Origin of the sequence: Methylobacter tundripaludum SV96, assembly GCF_000190755.2 — a bacterium.
Taxonomy (GTDB): Bacteria; Pseudomonadota; Gammaproteobacteria; order Methylococcales; family Methylomonadaceae; genus Methylobacter_A; species Methylobacter_A tundripaludum.
In genome coordinates, this window is the sequence record NZ_JH109152.1 from 2,820,773 (window position 1) to 2,838,217 (window position 17,445).

The 17,445-nt window shown below is 51.1% G+C and carries 19 protein-coding genes; 4 read left to right on the forward strand and 15 right to left on the reverse strand.

Annotated elements, in window-relative coordinates; all coding sequences use genetic code 11:
* Positions 1-128 precede the first annotated feature (128 nt).
* On the reverse strand, positions 129-1,934 hold the full coding sequence (gene oadA, locus METTU_RS12630) for a sodium-extruding oxaloacetate decarboxylase subunit alpha (protein WP_006892061.1): 1,806 nt from the start codon (positions 1,932-1,934) through the stop codon (positions 129-131).
* A gap of 69 nt (positions 1,935-2,003) precedes the next feature.
* A complete protein-coding gene (locus METTU_RS12635; RefSeq protein ID WP_006892062.1) occupies positions 2,004-2,237 on the reverse strand; it encodes an OadG family protein in 234 nt (77 codons plus the stop codon).
* Positions 2,238-2,403: 166 nt separating this feature from the next.
* On the opposite strand from METTU_RS12635, the gene msrB reads away from it, so the two are divergent.
* The 4 genes from msrB to METTU_RS12655 all read left to right on the forward strand — a co-directional run bounded on the left by msrB (position 2,404) and on the right by METTU_RS12655 (position 6,043).
* On the forward strand, positions 2,404-2,790 hold the full coding sequence (gene msrB, locus METTU_RS12640; RefSeq protein WP_006892063.1) for a peptide-methionine (R)-S-oxide reductase MsrB: 387 nt from the start codon (positions 2,404-2,406) through the stop codon (positions 2,788-2,790).
* Positions 2,787-4,088 (forward strand): M18 family aminopeptidase, encoded by a 1,302-nt coding sequence (locus METTU_RS12645; RefSeq protein ID WP_006892064.1) that lies wholly within the window; start codon positions 2,787-2,789, stop codon positions 4,086-4,088. The genes msrB and METTU_RS12645 overlap by 4 nt, the downstream gene beginning before the upstream one ends.
* 345 nt (positions 4,089-4,433) lie before the next feature.
* On the forward strand, positions 4,434-5,132 hold the full coding sequence (locus METTU_RS12650) for an alpha-ketoglutarate-dependent dioxygenase AlkB family protein (protein ID WP_006892065.1): 699 nt from the start codon (positions 4,434-4,436) through the stop codon (positions 5,130-5,132).
* Complete coding sequence (locus METTU_RS12655) at positions 5,129-6,043, forward strand: hypothetical protein (protein WP_006892066.1); 915 nt, start codon at positions 5,129-5,131, stop codon at positions 6,041-6,043. Before METTU_RS12650 ends, METTU_RS12655 begins: the two co-directional genes overlap by 4 nt.
* Before the next feature lie 166 nt (positions 6,044-6,209).
* Here the strand turns inward: METTU_RS12655 and METTU_RS12660 are convergent, their stop codons facing one another.
* From METTU_RS12660 to aroQ, 13 genes are all read right to left on the reverse strand, one after another.
* Complete coding sequence (locus METTU_RS12660; RefSeq protein WP_006892067.1) at positions 6,210-7,025, reverse strand: hypothetical protein; 816 nt, start codon at positions 7,023-7,025, stop codon at positions 6,210-6,212.
* Between the two features lie 44 nt (positions 7,026-7,069).
* On the reverse strand, positions 7,070-8,350 hold the full coding sequence (purD, locus tag METTU_RS12665; protein ID WP_006892068.1) for a phosphoribosylamine--glycine ligase: 1,281 nt from the start codon (positions 8,348-8,350) through the stop codon (positions 7,070-7,072).
* Positions 8,351-8,541: 191 nt separating this feature from the next.
* Entirely contained in the window at positions 8,542-10,149 is a 1,608-nt protein-coding gene (purH, locus tag METTU_RS12670) for a bifunctional phosphoribosylaminoimidazolecarboxamide formyltransferase/IMP cyclohydrolase (RefSeq protein WP_006892069.1), read from the reverse strand.
* 47 nt (positions 10,150-10,196) lie between these two features.
* Positions 10,197-10,481, reverse strand: coding sequence for a helix-turn-helix domain-containing protein (locus METTU_RS12675; RefSeq protein WP_006892070.1), 285 nt, complete (start codon positions 10,479-10,481; stop codon positions 10,197-10,199).
* A gap of 1 nt (position 10,482) precedes the next feature.
* Positions 10,483-11,466, reverse strand: a complete 984-nt coding sequence (dusB, locus tag METTU_RS12680; protein ID WP_006892071.1) for a tRNA dihydrouridine synthase DusB — start codon at positions 11,464-11,466, stop codon at positions 10,483-10,485.
* Positions 11,467-11,542: 76 nt separating this feature from the next.
* Positions 11,543-12,070, reverse strand: a complete 528-nt coding sequence (locus METTU_RS12685; protein ID WP_006892072.1) for a hypothetical protein — start codon at positions 12,068-12,070, stop codon at positions 11,543-11,545.
* Positions 12,071-12,083: 13 nt separating this feature from the next.
* Positions 12,084-12,272, reverse strand: a complete 189-nt coding sequence (locus METTU_RS22495) for a heavy metal translocating P-type ATPase metal-binding domain-containing protein (RefSeq protein ID WP_006892073.1) — start codon at positions 12,270-12,272, stop codon at positions 12,084-12,086.
* A gap of 16 nt (positions 12,273-12,288) precedes the next feature.
* Positions 12,289-13,485, reverse strand: a complete 1,197-nt coding sequence (locus METTU_RS12690; protein WP_006892074.1) for a class I SAM-dependent rRNA methyltransferase — start codon at positions 13,483-13,485, stop codon at positions 12,289-12,291.
* 1 nt (position 13,486) lies between these two features.
* Positions 13,487-14,005: a DUF3426 domain-containing protein gene (locus METTU_RS12695; RefSeq protein ID WP_006892075.1), complete on the reverse strand. Its 519-nt coding sequence runs from the start codon at positions 14,003-14,005 to the stop codon at positions 13,487-13,489.
* Positions 13,986-14,864, reverse strand: coding sequence for a 50S ribosomal protein L11 methyltransferase (prmA, locus tag METTU_RS12700; protein ID WP_006892076.1), 879 nt, complete (start codon positions 14,862-14,864; stop codon positions 13,986-13,988). The genes METTU_RS12695 and prmA overlap by 20 nt, the downstream gene beginning before the upstream one ends.
* A gap of 179 nt (positions 14,865-15,043) precedes the next feature.
* Positions 15,044-16,387 (reverse strand): acetyl-CoA carboxylase biotin carboxylase subunit, encoded by a 1,344-nt coding sequence (gene accC, locus METTU_RS12705; RefSeq protein ID WP_006892077.1) that lies wholly within the window; start codon positions 16,385-16,387, stop codon positions 15,044-15,046.
* 19 nt (positions 16,388-16,406) lie between these two features.
* Positions 16,407-16,844 carry an acetyl-CoA carboxylase biotin carboxyl carrier protein gene (gene accB, locus METTU_RS12710; RefSeq protein WP_006892078.1) on the reverse strand — a complete coding sequence of 146 codons (438 nt, stop codon included), beginning with the start codon at positions 16,842-16,844 and terminating at the stop codon, positions 16,407-16,409.
* A gap of 4 nt (positions 16,845-16,848) precedes the next feature.
* Positions 16,849-17,295: a type II 3-dehydroquinate dehydratase gene (gene aroQ / locus METTU_RS12715; protein ID WP_006892079.1), complete on the reverse strand. Its 447-nt coding sequence runs from the start codon at positions 17,293-17,295 to the stop codon at positions 16,849-16,851.
* Between the last annotated feature and the right edge of the window lie 150 nt (positions 17,296-17,445).

A 17,445-nucleotide genomic window follows, 5' to 3' on the forward strand; every position in this document is an offset into this window, starting at 1 on the left:
TTTAAATTTTTTAAACCACTTAGCGCACAAAGAACACGAAAAAAGCGATGAGCTAGTCCAATGCTGAATGAATAAAGCAGGGTACGTTCAAGAAGATTTTTTCGATGGTTTATCGCTTTTTATCTCGATTATAAAAAAATCAACACATCGCCACCGGCAACGGCGCTTCCTTCTTTGATATTGATAGTACTGACAATACCGGCCGTTTTGGAACGTACTTCGGTCTCCATTTTCATGGCTTCCATGACGACTACGACATCGCCTTCGGCAACGATGCTGCCTACATCGACAAGAACTTTCAGAATATTACCGGCCATTGGCGATTCAACCACGGCACCGCTGCTGGCGATTAGCGCGGCATGGGTTATGCTGGCGGCGGGCTGAATCGTCAAGGCGGCGTTGTTGGCGCCGACGATGACGCTGAAATTTCTGCCATCGACGTTGACGGTATAGGTTTCCGTTTGCGGCTGGATGGGTGCGCTGTCGGCAGTGACCGATTTTGCCTGAGCTGTGTTGTTGGCGGCAAAGGCTTGCGCATCGGGGGCCGCTTCAAAGGCGGCCGGGTTGCCCCGGTTAGCCAGAAACTTCCAGCCGACTTGCGCAAACAAACCGTTGATCAAAGCATCTTCTTCGATGTTGGCGGCGAGCGTCACGCCTTCGGCTTGGGCTTTTTCCCGTACTTCGGCAATCAGCTTGTCCATTTCCGGCGCGATCAGATCGGCCGGGCGACAGGTAATCGCTGGTGTGCCGTTCAGCACTTTGTCTTGCAGGGCTTTGTTGACCGGCGCGGGCGTTGCGCCGTATTCGCCTTTTAAAACACCGGCGGTTTCTTTAGTGATGTTTTTGTAGCGCTCGCCGGTCATCACGTTGATCACGGCTTGGGTGCCGACGATTTGTGAGGTCGGCGTGACCAGCGGAATAAAACCCAAGTCTTCGCGGACACGGGGGATTTCCAGCATGACTTCATCGAACTTGTCGGCGGCGCCTTGTTCTTTCAGCTGGCTTTCCATATTGGTCAGCATGCCGCCCGGCACTTGGGAAATCAGGATGCGGCTATCGACGCCTTTTAAGCTGCCTTCGTATTGCGCATATTTTTTGCGTATGTCCCTGAAATAGGTGGCGATGTGTTCCAGTTCAACCAGATCCAGTTTGGTATCGCGCTCAGTGCCTTCCAGGCTGGCGACGATGGTTTCGGTGGGACTGTGCCCGTAAGTCATGCTCAGCGATGAAATCGCGGTGTCGACATTGTCCACGCCGGCTTCGGCGGCCTTGATCAGCGTGCCGACACTCAAACCGGTGGTTGCATGGCAATGCAGATGAATCGGGATTTTGGTGCTTTTTTTCAGGCGTTTGACCAGTTCAAAGGCATCGTAAGGCTTGAGCAATCCGGCCATGTCTTTGATGCAAATGGAATGCGCGCCCATATCTTCAATCTGTTTGCCGAGATCCACCCATAAATCCATGGTGTGTACGGGGCTGGTGGTGTAGGAGATGGTGCCTTGCGCATGCGCATCGGTGCGGAGTACGGCTTTGATGGCGTGCTCGATGTTGCGCATGTCGTTCATCGCATCAAAGACGCGGAACACATCGATACCGTTGATCGCGCAACGCTCGACAAACTTATCCACTACGTCATCGGCATAATGCCGGTAGCCCAGGATGTTCTGGCCGCGAAACAGCATTTGCTGGGGCGTGTTAGGCATGGCGGCTTTCAACAGGCGCAGTCTTTCCCAGGGATCTTCGCCCAGATAGCGGATACAGGCATCAAAGGTCGCGCCGCCCCAGGACTCAATAGACCAATAACCGATCTTGTCGAGCTTTTCGCAAATCGGCAGCATGTCTTCGATGCGCAACCGGGTTGCCAAAATGGATTGATGAGCATCACGCAGAACGACTTCGGTGATACCTAAGGGCTGCTTTTTAACGGTGGCCATGCTTGTTGTTTCTCCTGAAACCTTTGTAAATTTTTAGTCATTGACCCAGCGGTCATTAATTGGGTGTCGTTAGTTATGCTTCTTGCGGTACTGGTGTACGGCGGCAGTTATTGCGGCAACAACGCTTTTATCAATGTCGGCGGTAATGCCGGGAACCGTTTTTGATGCCGGTATGTCCGGGAAATAGCGTTGCACCAGTGCAGACATGATGTTTATAGCGATTACCAGCATGATCAAGAACAGGAATACGATGCCCATCCCGGTAAACATTAATTCGATCCCGCTAGTCATTTGTTCTGTCATAGTTGATCACTTATTAAATTTCTTAACTATTGCATTGTATCATAGGCAAAAATCATAACTAATCGATGTTTTTTTTCATATCGATTTCGACGTGCAGTCTTTTGGCTATGCGGCTTTGAACGCGTACAATACCAAGCATTATAAACGGTTGTTATGGAGTGAAAATATGACAGACAAAGATGAACAATGGCAACAGAAATTAACCCCCGAGCAATTTAACATTTGCCGTTTGAAAGCCACCGAGCCGCCTTTTACCGGCAAATACGCCGACTGTAAAAAGGACGGCATTTATCATTGCATTTGCTGCGGCAATCCGTTGTTCGATTCGGCGACCAAGTACGATTCAGGCTCCGGCTGGCCGAGTTTTTGGGATGTGTTGTCTGAACAGAGCGTGGCGGAACATGCTGACGTCAGTCACGGCATGCGCAGGGTTGAAGTGACCTGCAAGTCCTGCGATGCGCATTTAGGCCATGTTTTCGAGGACGGCCCGCAACCGACAGGACTGCGCTATTGCATTAATTCAGCGGCATTAGATTTGAAAGAAAGATCATGAGTGGTAAGGAGCTGGTCCAAAACTTACTGGATTTTATCGATGCCAGTCCCAGTCCCTGGCATGTCGTAAAAACCATTGAAGCTCAGCTTGCGACACAAACACCGCCGTGGCAACGTCTCGACGAAACCGCCAAGTGGACATTGCAGCCGGGCGGGCGTTATTACGTGGTGCGCGACGATTCGTCTATCGTCCTGTTTGTACAGGGGCAAAAACCGCTGGCTGAAACCGGGTTTAAAATTATCGGCGCACATACCGATTCTCCCGGCTTGAGAATCAAGCCGAATGCGGCCAGCGGCGCGGACGGTTTGGTAAGGCTGGGTGTCGAGGTTTACGGAGGCCCGATACTGGCGACCTTTACCGACAGGGATTTGAGCCTTGCAGGAAGAATCGCTTATAAAAACGATCAGGATCAGATCGCCAGCATGCCGGTCAAATTCGATCAGCCGCTGCTGCGTTTGCCTAATCTGGCAATACACATGAACAGGGCGGTTAACGAAGAAGGCCTGAAACTGCAAAAGCAGACCGAATTGCCGTTGATCCTGGCGACTTCAACTGAAGAACAACTGCCGCCTGCCTATTTTTCCGCGTTGCTGCAACAGCAATCAGGCATAGCCGCTGAGCGTATTTTGTCCTGGGATTTGGCCGTGTACGACACGCAGAAAGGCGCTTTTTGGGGAGCGGAAAGCGAGTTTTATGCGGACAGCCAGCTGGATAATTTGGCTTCGTGTCATGCCGCATTACAGGCTTTGTTGAATGCCGACGGCATGGATGCCACGCGAGTGTGCGCGTTGTTCGACCATGAAGAAATCGGCAGTCAAAGCAACAAAGGCGCTGACGGCAGTTTTCTGCCCGACGTGCTTGGGCGCATCGCTTTGGCGACCGCCACCGACGGCGAGGATTATGCCAGGGCGCTGGCGAAAAGCTTCATGATCAGCGCGGACATGGCGCATGCCTATCAGCCTAATTTTCCCAATGCTTACGACCCCGGCCATAAAGTCATCGTCAACAAAGGCCCGGTGATCAAAGTCAACGCCAATCACAACTACAGCTCGGAAAGCGTCTCGGCGGCGATGTTTGTAGACTGGTGCGAACAGGCCGGAGTGCCGTACCAGACCTATTCGCATCGCTGCGATCTGCCCTGCGGCAGCACCATCGGACCGATTACCTCCGCAAAACTGGGCATCCGCTCAATCGATGTCGGCAACCCGATGTGGGCGATGCACAGCCTCAGGGAAAGCGCCGGGGTGCTGGATCACGATTACATGATCAGGGTGATGAAACGGTTTTTTGCTGCATAAGGCATAAAACCACGAAGACACGAAGAGCACGAAGAAAAATTGTAACTATGCAGCGCGAAAGCCCAACATCCCTCTCTAGTGGGTATAGCTATCTACACAACTTTTTTTGCATTATAAATACAATGAGTTACAAAGCAGCTTGGCTCCCTCTCCTGCTGGAGAGGGTTGGGGTGAGGAGATTAAAAACAACCATTTATATCCCCTCGGCAATTGCTCCTGCATTGCTCTACCTCCTGCATCCATGCAAGTCGTCATCCCAACCTTCTCCCTCAAGGGAGAAGGGGCCGGTACTTATGTAGATACCTATGCCAGTGGGAGAGGGCAGGGTGAGGGAGTTAAAAAAGCATGTTGACGCCCAACCTAGTCCCCTTTGACGGCGAGCTTTACTTAATCAAACAGTTTTACAGCTTGCCGGAGTCCGACCGGCTGTTTGCACAGCTGCAAGCCGATTTGGCTTGGCAGGAAGAGGCCATTTTTATCTACGGCAGATGGGTAAAAGTGCTCCGTTTGATGTGCTGGTACGGCGATCCCGATGCCTGGTATCGCTATTCGGGCGTTAACCATCAGCCGCTGCCGTGGACTCCGGTGTTACAGGCCATCAGGAAGAAAGTGGAGCGGCAATGCCAATGCACCTTTAACAGCGTATTAGCCAATTTGTACCGGGACGGTAACGACTCTATGGGCTGCCACGCCGATGATGAAAAAGAACTGGGGCCAAATCCGGTGATTGCGTCATTGAGCTTGGGCGATGAGCGCTTATTCAGGCTGCATCATAAAGAAACCAAAGAAAAACTGGATATTGTTTTAGGTCACGGCGATTTGCTGGTGATGGCCGGAACCTTGCAACATCACTGGATGCATTCGGTGCCGAAAACCAAAAAATTGAAAACGCCACGGATCAATTTGACCTTTCGGACAATTAGGGCGGCCTTGGCAACTGCTCCATGCAGTCGTGATCAAACAGCGCCATCGGCTCATGCGGAACCGGCAAATATGCTATTAAACCACTCCACCTCAAACCCATACGGGAAAAGCCGGTCATGAACGACGATAGACGATCGCACGAAGCCTCTATTCTTAGAGCATTTTTCGACGACCAATTACAGCACCTGCATCAGCTTGTCAGTAATCTGGGTAGCCATATTCACGACGCTGAACTACAGGCGAATGAAGACAGGCAGATTGTCGAAAGTTTCGTCGATGCATCAAACACCAAGATGCGAGCCGTACAGGGCTACTCCGATAAGCTAAGCGAACATGTGCGGGCGTTGCATAGACATGTGCTCCAAGTCGCGGATCAGATTCCGCCCCCCGTCGACTTGAATAGGGATGCATTTGAGTCGGATCCACTTGTCAACGCCCTGTTCGTCAATAGCAAAGACATCGAGAAGCTATTTGCAACCGATCCCGACGCGAAGGTCTATTTACGTTCCCAGAGTAAAAATCAAGCCCCGGTGCTGTATGCGCTGTTAACTGCCGTCAAGAGTGAAAAGCGAATGCTGGGCATGGACATGCACGGAGAAATGCTCATTCGCGAAGTACCCCAACAAGCGGTCAATTTTTCTTTGCACAAAATCCACGCGCCTTGCTCCGGCGGTGCAGAGCTAAGCTCCGCGCTAAAAGAGTATTTGTTCGGTTGCGTAGTGGAGCTTGTCAAACGGGAGATGGTGTCTCGCATGGCAACTCATCAGCCGTTCAATACGAGCGATGAATCTTACGAGTCGAAAGTCAAGAGTCTGGCCAACCCGGATGTTTATCTGGACGCATTGCTTGGCTATATCGAAGCCCCTGACAAGCTGTTGAGTATTGATAAAACCCATTTTAAGCTCAGCAAACTGGGTATTAAATTAGAGGACGGCGATAGCGGGCAGCGCGCAAACGAGTTTGACATCCATGAGCTCACCTGGAGCAACGACACCCGAAACGTGGTGTTGCAAATTGCTTATGTCCGGTAAGTGGAACGCTTTTTGTTCTCCCCGGTGGTGTGCAGTTATGTAGGCCGGAATAAGACCACCCAAGCGTAGCGCGAGGTGGCGTTTCCGGCAGATTCGTGAGGTGGTGCCGGAAACACCTGTTTTCGCTGCCGCTCAAACAGGCTTATTGCGGCCTACAGAGCTATAGCTACGCTGTGGCATTGGGCAGCCGAGGGCTAGCTGGATTTTCCAGTAAATGGCCACTCTTATCATAGGCAATAAACGGGAATTTGGACTTATCTTTTAAGACCTTTATCTCGTTTTCAACAGTTTTGCTCATTTCTTCCTGAACCAGTTGGTGTAACTTGAACATTTCCTCGTTTGTTTCGTTTATGGTCTTCTCCAATGCCTCTAGAGCGGTTCCAAGCACAGGGATATTAAAAAGCTCTCCCCACATGTAGTTCTTTAAGAAATTCAGAAGGAATTCCCATGCGCTGTTGACTGAGAAGTACGATCCATCCTTGCTTTTTTTGATAGTGGCGATTACTTTTTCAAGTGATCGAAGCATAATAACGCTATCGATTTCTCCACTTAATTTGATTTCCTCAAGAATCTGAATTATCAAATCAAATAATTCAGGTAATCGGCTCTCCTTTTTGAAATGCTCAAAAATTAAGTCGAAATCGAATGCAGTCTCGGGGTTTACATCGAAGACCCATTGATAATTCTCTAAAGAAGTTTTAATCGAGATGAAATTCTTTAATAGATCATATGCTGACCATTGCCCCGCTGTGTAGGCCGTTACGAATTTGATTACTTGCATTAGCCATGAGGGTACATCGTTGGAGGAACAAAGCACCTGTAGATCTTTTGCTGCCCCAAGCATAGCTGTTGCACAAGCCATTTTATTGTCTGGGTCTTCACTAGCTAATGCTTTAAGTAATGGTTCCGATGTTTCAATAAGGCGCTGATGTTTCTCTTTAACTAATCTTAAGAAAAATTGAACACTGTCGTTTGCGGGCATTGATGGACTCCCATGCGAGTCAAGTAGGGTACGCACAGCGTACCCTACGAGGATTTTATAGCCTTAAAACCAATATCAGTCCGGTAATAAACATTATCCCAGTGGATGCCGTTAGCTAACTTATAGGCTTTGCTTTGAGCTTCCTTAATATCATGACCCAAGGCGCAAGCGCATAATACCCGTCCGCCTGTTGTAACCAGATCGTTGCCGACTTGTTTGGTGGCCGCATGAAACACTTTGCTGTCTTCGTGTTCCTCGGCAGGCAAGCCGGAAATGACCGCGCCGCTTTGATAGGCGTCAGGATAACCGCCCGCGGCCAGAACCACGCCTAATGCGGCGCGTTCGTCCCAGTCGCTAGTGGTATTATCGAGATTTCCAGCCAGCGCGGCTTCGCAAAGTTCTACCAGATCGCTTTTCAAGCGCATCATGATCGGCTGCGTTTCAGGGTCGCCGAAGCGGCAGTTGTATTCCAGCACTTTAACGGAACCGTCGGCACTAATCATCAAACCGGCGTACAGAAAACCGGTATACGGCAAACCGTCTTCCGCCATGCCTTTTAAGGTCGGTTCGATCACATCGCGCATGACCTTGTCGTGTATTTCCGGGGTGACGACGGGAGCAGGGGAGTAAGCGCCCATGCCGCCGGTATTGGGGCCTTGATCGCCATTGTCGCGGGCTTTATGATCCTGCGAGGTCGCCATTGGCAAGGCGTGTTTGCCGTCGGCTATGACGATAAAGCTGGCTTCCTCGCCGGTCAGGAATTCTTCGACGACGACCCGGTTGCCCGCTTCGCCGAACACATTGCCGGATAACATGTCCTCAACAGCTGCTATCGCTTCCTGTTCGGTCTGGGCGACGATCACGCCTTTGCCTGCTGCCAAACCGTCGGCCTTGACCACGATCGGCGCGCCTTGCTGCTTTATGTAATCGATGGCTTGCTGCTTGTCGGTGAAGGACTGGTATTTCGCCGTCGGGATGTTGTGGCGGATCATGAAGTCTTTGCAAAAAGTTTTCGAGCCTTCCAGTTGCGCGGCTTTTGCGGTAGGACCGAAGCATTTGAGACCCGCTTCCTGGAAACGATCAACGATGCCCAGAACCAAAGGCACTTCGGGGCCGATGATAGTCAGGTCGATCGCTTGTTGTTGGGCGAATGCCAACAGCGCGGCAATATCGTCGACGGCAATGGCGATGTTTTCAACCGACGGTTCCAACGCAGTACCGGCATTGCCGGGCGCGACAAACACTTTTTCGACTTTGGCTGATTGCTTGGCTTTCCAGGCGAGGGCGTGTTCACGGCCGCCGCTGCCGACGATGAGGATTTTCATAATGATACTCGTTAGTTGCAAGAACGACCGGGCGGTCACCCATAACAATTGATTGAAACAGAAAGTTCGTATATTTAATCAATAAAGCGTAAGTAGATTGATTAATTCACCACGAAGACACGAAGGACACGAAGAAAAAAAGGGTAAAACTTCGTGCTCTTCGTGTCTTCGTGGTTAATGCTTTTAAAATATTAGTGTCTGAAATGACGCATGCCGGTAAAGACCATGGCGATATTATGCTCATCGGCTGCGGCAATGACTTCATTATCGCGCATCGAGCCGCCGGGCTGGATGACGGCGGTGATGCCCGCTTCGGCGGCGGAATCGATGCCGTCCCGGAACGGGAAAAAGGCGTCGGAAGCCATCGCGGAACCCGGAACATCCAAGCCCGCATCGGAGGCTTTGATACCGGCGATTCTGGCTGAATAAACCCGGCTCATTTGTCCCGCGCCTACGCCGATAGTCTGGCCATTTTTGCAGTACACAATCGCATTGGATTTGACGAATTTGGCGACTTTCCAGGCAAATAGCAAATCGGCCAGTTCCTGTTCGGTCGGGGCGCGTTTGCTGACTATTTTGAGGTCGGATGCACTGATTTCACCAAGATCCTTGTCTTGAACCAACAAGCCGCCTGCAACGCGCTTGAAATCAAGTGACGCTTGGTTATCGCTGTTCCAGGTGCCGCATTCCAGCACGCGCACATTTTGTTTTGCCGCCAAAACGGTTTGCGCGGCTGCGCTGATGGACGGCGCAATAATGACTTCGACAAATTGACGCTTGGCGATTTCAGCGGCGGTTTGTTCGTCCAGTTCGCGGTTAAACGCGATAATGCCGCCGAATGCCGAGGTCGGGTCGGTGGCATAAGCTTTGTCGTAAGCGTCAAGCAGGCTGTCTGCCTGGGCTACGCCGCAGGGGTTGGCATGTTTGACGATAACGCAGGTGGGCTGGTCGCCGAATGATTTAACGCATTCCAGCGCGGCATCGGCATCGGCAATATTGTTGTAGGAGAGTTCCTTGCCTTGCAATTGCTTGGCGGCGGCAATCGTGCCGGCGGCCGGTGTTTTTTCCCGGTAAAACGCCGCGTTTTGATGCGGGTTTTCGCCGTAACGCATGGTCTGGTTATGGTAAAACTGCAAATTCAGCGTGTCGGGAAACTGGACTCCGTTATCGCCAGGGATGGTGTGTATGCCGCTAGCCTGTCGGGAACAGGCGCGGTGAATGTTGCCCAGGTAGGCCGAAATCGCAGTGTCATAACGGGCCGTGTGTTCGAAGCTTTTCAGCGCCAGATTGAAGCGAGTTTGCTGCGAAAGGCTGCTGTTGTTTTTCAGCTCGGCAATAACCGATGCGTAATCGGCCGGATCGACGATGACGGCGACATCGGCATGATTCTTGGCGGCGGCGCGGATCATGGTCGGGCCGCCGATGTCGATGTTTTCAATGGCCGTGTCCAAGTCGCAGTCCGGATTGGCGATAGTCTGTTCGAAGGGGTACAGGTTGACCACTACCATATCGATCGGCTTAATGCCGTTTGCGGCCATCACCGCGTCATCGATGCCTCGACGCGCCAAAATGCCGCCGTGGACTTTGGGGTGCAAGGTTTTAACCCGGCCGTCCATCATTTCCGGGAAACCGGTGTAATCGGAAACTTCAGTTGCCGGAATGTTATGCTCAGCCAATGTCTTGGCGGTGCCGCCGGTGGACAGGATTTCGATGCCTAATTGATTGAGTTCCCGACAAAAATCCACGATACCGGATTTGTCGGATACGCTGACCAACGCGCGAGTTACTTTTTTGTTCATGTAGATCTCAGAATGAAAGAGGGGGTAAAACCAGCCTTGTTTGGGTATTAGGACAGGCCGTAGAATTCCAGTTTTTTGCGCAAGGTGCTGCGACTCAAGCCCAATGCTTTGGCCGCTTTGGTTTGGTTGTAGCCTGAATGTTCCAGCGTTGCCTGCAATAAAGGCTTTTCAACTTCGCCGATGACCATCGCATGTAAACCCACCGCATCATGACCGTTCAGATGCAGGAAATATTGCTCCACGGTCTGTTTAACATGTGCGGATAAGGGAATGGTTGCGATTTTTTTGCTGTCTATGTTGATGATTTCGGCACTTTTTTGGGATGCGTTCATATTATGCAGCACTGTCGGAGGTTAAAAGATTAAATGCCGAATTAATCAGCGCTATTTGTTGGGATGGACATTGCGCCCGGTTGATGTTGCTTTGGGCATCCTGGGCTACGGACTCAAGATGCTTAAAATACCAGGCTATATGTTTGCGCGCTATTCTAACACCGCTCGCATTGCCGTAGAAGCTATATAGTTTGTCCAAATGGCTTGATATTGTGTTGTGTATGTCCGTAACTGTTGGTTTTTCAAGGTGTTTGCCATGGTTGATAAAGTGACTTATTTGACTAAATAACCATGGATTTCCTTGAGCGGCCCGACCGATCATAATGGCATCCGCACCGGTTGACTCAAGCACAAATCGGGCCTGTTCGGGAGAATCAATATCGCCATTGGCGATAACCGGAATACTGATAGCTCGTTTCACTTTTTTAAGGGTTTCATGTTCGGCTCGGCCTTCAAATTTGCAGGCACGGGTTCGCCCGTGAATCGTCAACGCGGCAATGCCCGCATTTTCGGCTATGCGGGCTATTTCAACGGCATTGCGGCTGTGTAAATCCCAGCCGGTACGGATTTTTAACGTGACCGGAATATCGACGGCATTGACGACCGCATCGAGTATTCGTTTTACCAGCGCTTCATCTCGTAATAGCGCGGAGCCTGCGGCAACCGAACACACCTTTTTTGCCGGACAGCCCATGTTAATGTCGATAATCTGGGCGCCTCGTTGGGCATTAAGTTTTGCCGCGTCAGCCATAAGTTGCGGGTTGGTGCCCAGAATCTGTACGGAACGTATGCCGGTTTCACCGTCATGATCGGCTTTTAACAGCGTTCTTTTATGCTGACGTAACGCCGGATTGGATGCCACCATTTCGGACACGGCCAAGCCTGCGCCGAATTGCTTGCACAATTCCCTGAACGGACGGTCGCTGATACCGGCCATAGGCGCAAGAATCAGGTTGTTTTTAAGTTGGTAAGGGCCGATGTGCATGGGGAAGGCTAAGGGCGAAGGGCTAAAGGCACAAGGGAGGTTTTTTTCGCCTTTCGCCTTTAGCCCTTCGTCTAACTCACTTATCTCCGTCCTCGTTCCAAATCGGATTGTCGCGGTCTTCCGGTTCCAGTTTAGCAGCGTCTTCCGCATAGATATGCCAGAAAGACTTATCGATTTTGGCGTTGTTATAGCCTTCTTTTTTATCATGGGCGAACGGGCACCACCAGTTCTCAACAATCTTGACCATATAGGCATGCCATTCGAACAGGGCGACACTGCACGGGCAGTACCAGGTGCAGTTCAGTATCCAGAACAGTTTTGACTGGGAGGTGCTGGCCTTGAATGAGGCGTCCATGGTAATTTGGTTTTTTAAGGTATAACGATGGCTGGCCCGGTCAGGCAGGAAATCCGAGTAGGTCTTGAGGTTTTTGGCGCCCATCATCAGCAAGTGCCAGTAAGTCATATAGGCGCTGGCAAACACAAAGGGAAGGGTAAAGATGGGCATGTAGACCAGGACCATGCCAATGGCTCTTTGCAATACCGGGATTTTCTGATGGTTTTTGCCGATTTCAACGCGACCGGAACAGGACTCACAAGCTTTCATTATTTTTATATCCTCATTTTTTTGTTGTTAGTAGGGGGGTTATAGTCGGTTTGGTATTATCCTCATTAAGTAACTGATAAATGCTCAGACACCCGGCACAGCAAAACTTTTGCAGGCCGTCACTGGTGGTCAGGGAAAATCCGGTGATTTCTACCGGTTGACCGCAGAGTACGCAGGGTTCCTTATCTTTTGCATTGACCATAAATTGCCCTTACATTTTACAAGCTTGAAGAGACAGAACAAAAAAAAGTTTTCAAATATTCGGTCTCGGGCGCTGCCGGGTCGATGGGGTGATCGGGTCCCTGTCCGCCTCCGGCAAAAAACACCAGATGACGATCTATGTGTCGTCCTGACGAGCGTAAAATCTCATGCAGGTTTTCACGGCTCAGGTGGTGAGAGCAGGATGCCGAGACCAGTATGCCGTTTTTGGACAGCACTTGCAGGGCCAGGTGATTCAGGCGTCGATAAGCTTCGTAGCCTTGTTTGAAATCTTTTTTGCGTTTAATTAAAGCGGGCGGATCCAGTACGATAATGTCATAGAGCTGGTTTTCCAAACGAGCCTGCTTCAGGAACTCAAATACATCGCTACGCACAAAGTGCATTTTATCCTGAACCCCGTTTAGCGCGGCATTATCCGCTGCCAATGCCAGCGCGCTTTCCGAGGCATCTACGCAGGTGACCTCCAAGGCTCCGGCCAACGCGGCAGGAATGCCCCAGGCTCCGGTATAGGAAAACAAATCGAGCACCCGCTGGTTTTTGGCAATGCCCGCCAATTGCGCGCGGCTGCTGCGGTGATCGTAAAACCAGCCGGTTTTTTGTCCGCCCAGAATGTCGATTTTAAATTGCGCGCCATTTTCTTCAATGATCAGCGGCTCGGGGAGCTTGCCGTAAGCCAGCTCGGATTCCAGGCTTAAACCTTCCTGTTGCCGCTGGCTGTTATCGTTTTTCAGGATAATGGCTTCGGGACTCAGCAATTCAATCAGCGCGGCAAATAGCGATTCCTTGCGCTGTTCTATCCCGGCGGTGGTTATTTGCACCGACAACACCGGGCCGAAACGGTCGACGACCAGTCCGGGCAAGCCGTCGCTTTCACCGAAAACCAGGCGGTAGAAAGGTTTGTCGAACAGTTTTTCGCGCAAAGCCAGTGCGGTAGTCAATCGTTCTTTGAAGAAGTTGGCACCGCATTTCAAGTTGGGTTTTCTGGACAGAAGTCTCGCGCAGATCAGGGCTTGAGGATTGATGTAGGCGGTGCCCAGCACCTTGCCGTCGTCGCTTTTTACCTGAACCAGGTCGCCGGCGCTGAACTGCTCAAGCGGCGAGCGCTTGGTGTCGACCTCGTTGCTGAAAACCCAGAGATGGCCTTTGCGCAGACGTTTGTCTTCGTTCTTTTTTAAATAAATTTCCGGATGAGCCATATTAATCAATGAGTTTAAAAGTATAACCGCCGACATTGGTTTTTGGTGCGGCGATGTTCAGGCTGATTGCGGCAGTCGCATCAGGGGACATGACTGACGTTGCAGCCTGGGTTTTGAGCAAATAGTCTTGCGCTCGAAAAACGCGTCGGGCGAACGGATTTTCAGCGTAGTCGAGCAAGGCCAGATCCAGGTTCGGGTAAGGCTGCGCAAAAGCGGCCCGGTTGCGGATCACCGCTCTGAATAACCGGCTATGATCCGGTAAAGCGGACCATGAGCCCTGCAATACTGCGAACTCGCCCGGATTTTTATAGGCGGGCAGTTGGCAATTCAGTTGTCGACATATTTTTTCCAGTCCGGGCCGAAAGGTCGGGTTCCGGCTGAGCGCCGTGCCTTCAAAATACACTATTTGCCCGGCCAGCAGCAGTACAGCGCTAATCAGTCCTGCGCCCCAATAAGTACTACCGGGTACGATTTCTCGGTCCCAGGGTAAGCGGGGCTGATTAGCGCTTGATGCCGTCAAGCCTGATCCAGTCTTCCTGTTGCACCGGCGCGTTGAACGCTATGTATTGCTGATAAGCGTTCATCACCGACTCGGCCTGTTCATGCAAAATGCCGGACAAAACCAGTTGGCCGCCGGGGGCGACCAGATTGCAAATCTGTTCCGCCATGTCGATTAAGGGCTTTGCCAGTATGTTGGCCAGCACGATGTCCGCCTGAAACGGCGTAAATTGCTCGGGCAGATAGCAAGCTATTTTATCTTGCACCTGGTTTTTTAGCGCATTGCTTTGCGTTGCGGTGATTGCTTGCGGATCAATATCCACCGCGTGAGCTTCCTTGGCATCTAGCAATATCGCCGCAACAGCCAGTATTCCGGAACCGCAGCCGTAATCGATGACGGTTTTGCCGGTTAAGTCATGGCTCGCCAGCCATTCCAGGCATAAAGCGGTGGTCGGATGCGTGCCGGTGCCGAAAGCAAGACCCGGATCGAGGGTCAGGCAAACCGTGCCTGCCTCATACTGTTCCTGATCGGTCGGGCAAACCCAGAGCTTCTCGGCAAACTTCATCGGCTTATAATATTCCATCCAGGCGCGTTCCCATTCCTGGTCGGCAACTTCTTCATATTTCCAGTTGCGCAATTGCTCTGCTTTAAACTGGGCGTAAACCAGCGTCTTGATCAGTTCGGGTTCGGCATCCAGTTCATAAAGCGCAATGACTTCGGTGTTGCTCCATATTTTGGTTTCGCCGATAGCCGGTTCGTAAACCGGTTCGTCCTCAGCGTCCATATAAGTAACGGACACAGCGCCGAGATTGTCGAAAAAGTCGGCAAGCCGGGGCGCGATGTCTTCATTGGTGATAACGGTAATTTGGTGCCAGGCCATGATTTGGAAATGTATGTGTAGGGGCGGATAGTGGGTTAGTTATTCACCACGAAGGCACGAAGGACGCGAAGTTTTAGAATTGCGTAGGGTACGCACAGCGTGCTTTACGCGACTGCATGGAGCAATTACCGATAGCTCAACCTATAAACTTAAAATCTTCGTGCCTTCGTGGTGAATTTTTAATAAATCCCCAGCTTTTTTTCCAGGTAATGGATGTTTTGCCCGCCGACTGCAAACGCACTGTCATTCATGATGTCGTGCTGTAGCGGGATATTGGTTTTAATCCCGTCGATGATGATTTCGCTTAACGCGGTGTTCATCCGGGCAATGGCGCTCTTGCGGTCTTCGCCGTGGGCAATCAGTTTGCCGATCATCGAATCGTAATAAGGCGGCACTTTATAGCCGTTGTAGATATGAGTCTCGCAACGGATGCCGGGGCCGCCGGGCATATGGAACTGGTCTATGGTGCCGGGGCAGGGCATGAAGGTTCTGGGATCTTCGGCATTTAACCGGCATTCGATGGCATGGCCCTGAATTTTTACCTGGTCCTGGGTAATGGACAGTCGTTGGCCCGCAGCAATGCGCAGTTGTTCCTTGACGATGTCAAAACCGGTCACCATTTCGGTAACGGGATGCTCGACTTGAACGCGGGTGTTCATTTCAATGAAATAGAACTCGCCTTTTTCATACAAAAACTCGAAAGTGCCTGCGCCCAGATAGCCGATGTCGACACAGGCTTTGGCGCAACGCTCGCCGATGGCTTTGCGTTGTGCTTCGGTGATGCCCGGCGCCGGGGCTTCTTCAACCACTTTTTGATGGCGGCGTTGCATGGAGCAGTCGCGTTCGCCTAAATGTATCGCGTTGCCATGCGAATCGGCCATGACCTGGAACTCGATGTGCCGGGGATCTTCCAGAAACTTTTCCATGTACACCGTGGGATTGCCGAACGCAGTTCCCGCTTCGGCTTTGGTCATCGCGATGGCGTTTAATAAGGCCGCTTCGGTATGCACCGTACGCATGCCTCTGCCGCCGCCGCCGCCGGCGGCCTTGATGATGACCGGATAGCCGATTTCATGAGCCAACTTAAGGTTCTTTTTATTGTCATCCGACAAGGGGTCATTGTTGCCGGGAACGCAGGGAATTCCCGCTTCCAGCATGGCTTTCTTGGCGGAAATCTTGTCGCCCATCATGCGGATGGTTTCGGCATTCGGGCCGATAAAAACAAAGCCGCTTTGTTTTACCTTTTCAGAGAAATCGGCATTTTCAGACAAAAAGCCGTAACCGGGATGAATGGCTTCCGCGTCGGTCACTTCGGCGGCGCTGATAATGGCCGGAATATTCAAGTAGCTGTCAGCGGATGACGCAGGGCCGATGCAAACGGATTCATCGGCGAGACGTACGTGTTTTAGATCCCGATCCGCTTCGGAATGCACGGCAACAACCTTGACACCCAGTTCCCGGCAGGCGCGTAAAATGCGCAGAGCTATTTCGCCGCGATTGGCGATAACGATTTTATCGAACATGAGTTCCCCGTTCCTTGTGTTATTCAATGATGAATAATGGCTGGCCATATTCGACAGGTTCGGCGTTTTCAACCAGAATTTTGGTGATGGTTCCGCTTTTATCCGACTCGATCTGATTGAGGATTTTCATTGCCTCAATGATGCACAAGGTATCGCCGACTTGAACGGATTGGCCTACTTCGGCGAAAACCTTGGTGCCGGGCGAAGCGGAGCGATAAAAGGTACCGACCATCGGCGACTTGACCACATGTCCGGTAATCTTTTCTTCGGCAGGCACCGCTGCAGAAGCGGCTACGGCAGGGGCTGCGGCAACCGGTGCGGGCGCATAGGCGACAGCAGCGGGAGCGGCGGAATAACGGCTGATGCGAATGGATTCTTCGCCTTCTTTGATTTCCAGTTCGGCGATGTCGGATTCTTCGATAATCTCGATGAGTTTTTTTATTTTTCTAATATCCATAATTTTAATGTCTCTCGGCTAATATCTGATGAGCGGCCAGTAAGGCCAGTTCGTACCCTGTTGCGCCTAATCCGCAGATAACGCCTATGGCAATATCCGAGAAATAGGAATGTTTTCTAAAAGGTTCACGTGCGTGGACGTTTGATAAATGAACCTCTATAAATGGGATCTTGGTTGCCAGCAGCGCGTCGCGAATGGCGACGCTGGTATGAGTGAAGGCTGCCGGATTAATAATGATGAAATCAACGTGGGCTTGGTAAGCCTCATGGATCAGTTCTACAATTTCGTGTTCTGCGTTGCTTTGATGGAAGTTAAACTGATGACCCAGTTCGGCAGTCTTTTGTTCAAGAGTATGCTTAATGTCGCCGAGGGTTTGATTTCCGTAAAGACCGGGTTCCCGAATACCTAACAGGTTTAAATTCGGCCCATTTAAAACGGTAATTGTAGCCATCAATTTTTGCAGTCAGTTTAGGGGTTAAAAAGCATTATTATCTGTTAATTTTGCCCAATTTATGGGGTTTTGTCCAGATATTCTGTTTTTAGCAAAAGTTAGCGACAGAATTCAGGCTGTTTGGAGTTGTTACGCACAAATCTGCTGATT

Coding starts and splice junctions, on each gene's coding strand:
- METTU_RS12660 (WP_006892067.1), bottom strand. CDS start 7,025: ATGCCCGCAAACGACAGTGTTCAATTTTTCTTAAGATTAGTTAAAGAG.
- METTU_RS12685 (WP_006892072.1), bottom strand. CDS start 12,070: ATGAAAGCTTGTGAGTCCTGTTCCGGTCGCGTTGAAATCGGCAAAAAC.
- purH (WP_006892069.1), bottom strand. CDS start 10,149: ATGAACAAAAAAGTAACTCGCGCGTTGGTCAGCGTATCCGACAAATCC.
- msrB (WP_006892063.1), top strand. CDS start 2,404: ATGACAGACAAAGATGAACAATGGCAACAGAAATTAACCCCCGAGCAA.
- METTU_RS12655 (WP_006892066.1), top strand. CDS start 5,129: ATGAACGACGATAGACGATCGCACGAAGCCTCTATTCTTAGAGCATTT.
- METTU_RS12675 (WP_006892070.1), bottom strand. CDS start 10,481: ATGAACGCATCCCAAAAAAGTGCCGAAATCATCAACATAGACAGCAAA.
- purD (WP_006892068.1), bottom strand. CDS start 8,350: ATGAAAATCCTCATCGTCGGCAGCGGCGGCCGTGAACACGCCCTCGCC.
- oadA (WP_006892061.1), bottom strand. CDS start 1,934: ATGGCCACCGTTAAAAAGCAGCCCTTAGGTATCACCGAAGTCGTTCTG.
- METTU_RS12645 (WP_006892064.1), top strand. CDS start 2,787: ATGAGTGGTAAGGAGCTGGTCCAAAACTTACTGGATTTTATCGATGCC.
- METTU_RS12650 (WP_006892065.1), top strand. CDS start 4,434: ATGTTGACGCCCAACCTAGTCCCCTTTGACGGCGAGCTTTACTTAATC.
- METTU_RS12690 (WP_006892074.1), bottom strand. CDS start 13,485: ATGGCTCATCCGGAAATTTATTTAAAAAAGAACGAAGACAAACGTCTG.
- dusB (WP_006892071.1), bottom strand. CDS start 11,466: ATGCACATCGGCCCTTACCAACTTAAAAACAACCTGATTCTTGCGCCT.
- METTU_RS12635 (WP_006892062.1), bottom strand. CDS start 2,237: ATGACAGAACAAATGACTAGCGGGATCGAATTAATGTTTACCGGGATG.
- prmA (WP_006892076.1), bottom strand. CDS start 14,864: ATGGCCTGGCACCAAATTACCGTTATCACCAATGAAGACATCGCGCCC.
- accC (WP_006892077.1), bottom strand. CDS start 16,387: ATGTTCGATAAAATCGTTATCGCCAATCGCGGCGAAATAGCTCTGCGC.
- accB (WP_006892078.1), bottom strand. CDS start 16,844: ATGGATATTAGAAAAATAAAAAAACTCATCGAGATTATCGAAGAATCC.
- aroQ (WP_006892079.1), bottom strand. CDS start 17,295: ATGGCTACAATTACCGTTTTAAATGGGCCGAATTTAAACCTGTTAGGT.
- METTU_RS22495 (WP_006892073.1), bottom strand. CDS start 12,272: ATGGTCAATGCAAAAGATAAGGAACCCTGCGTACTCTGCGGTCAACCG.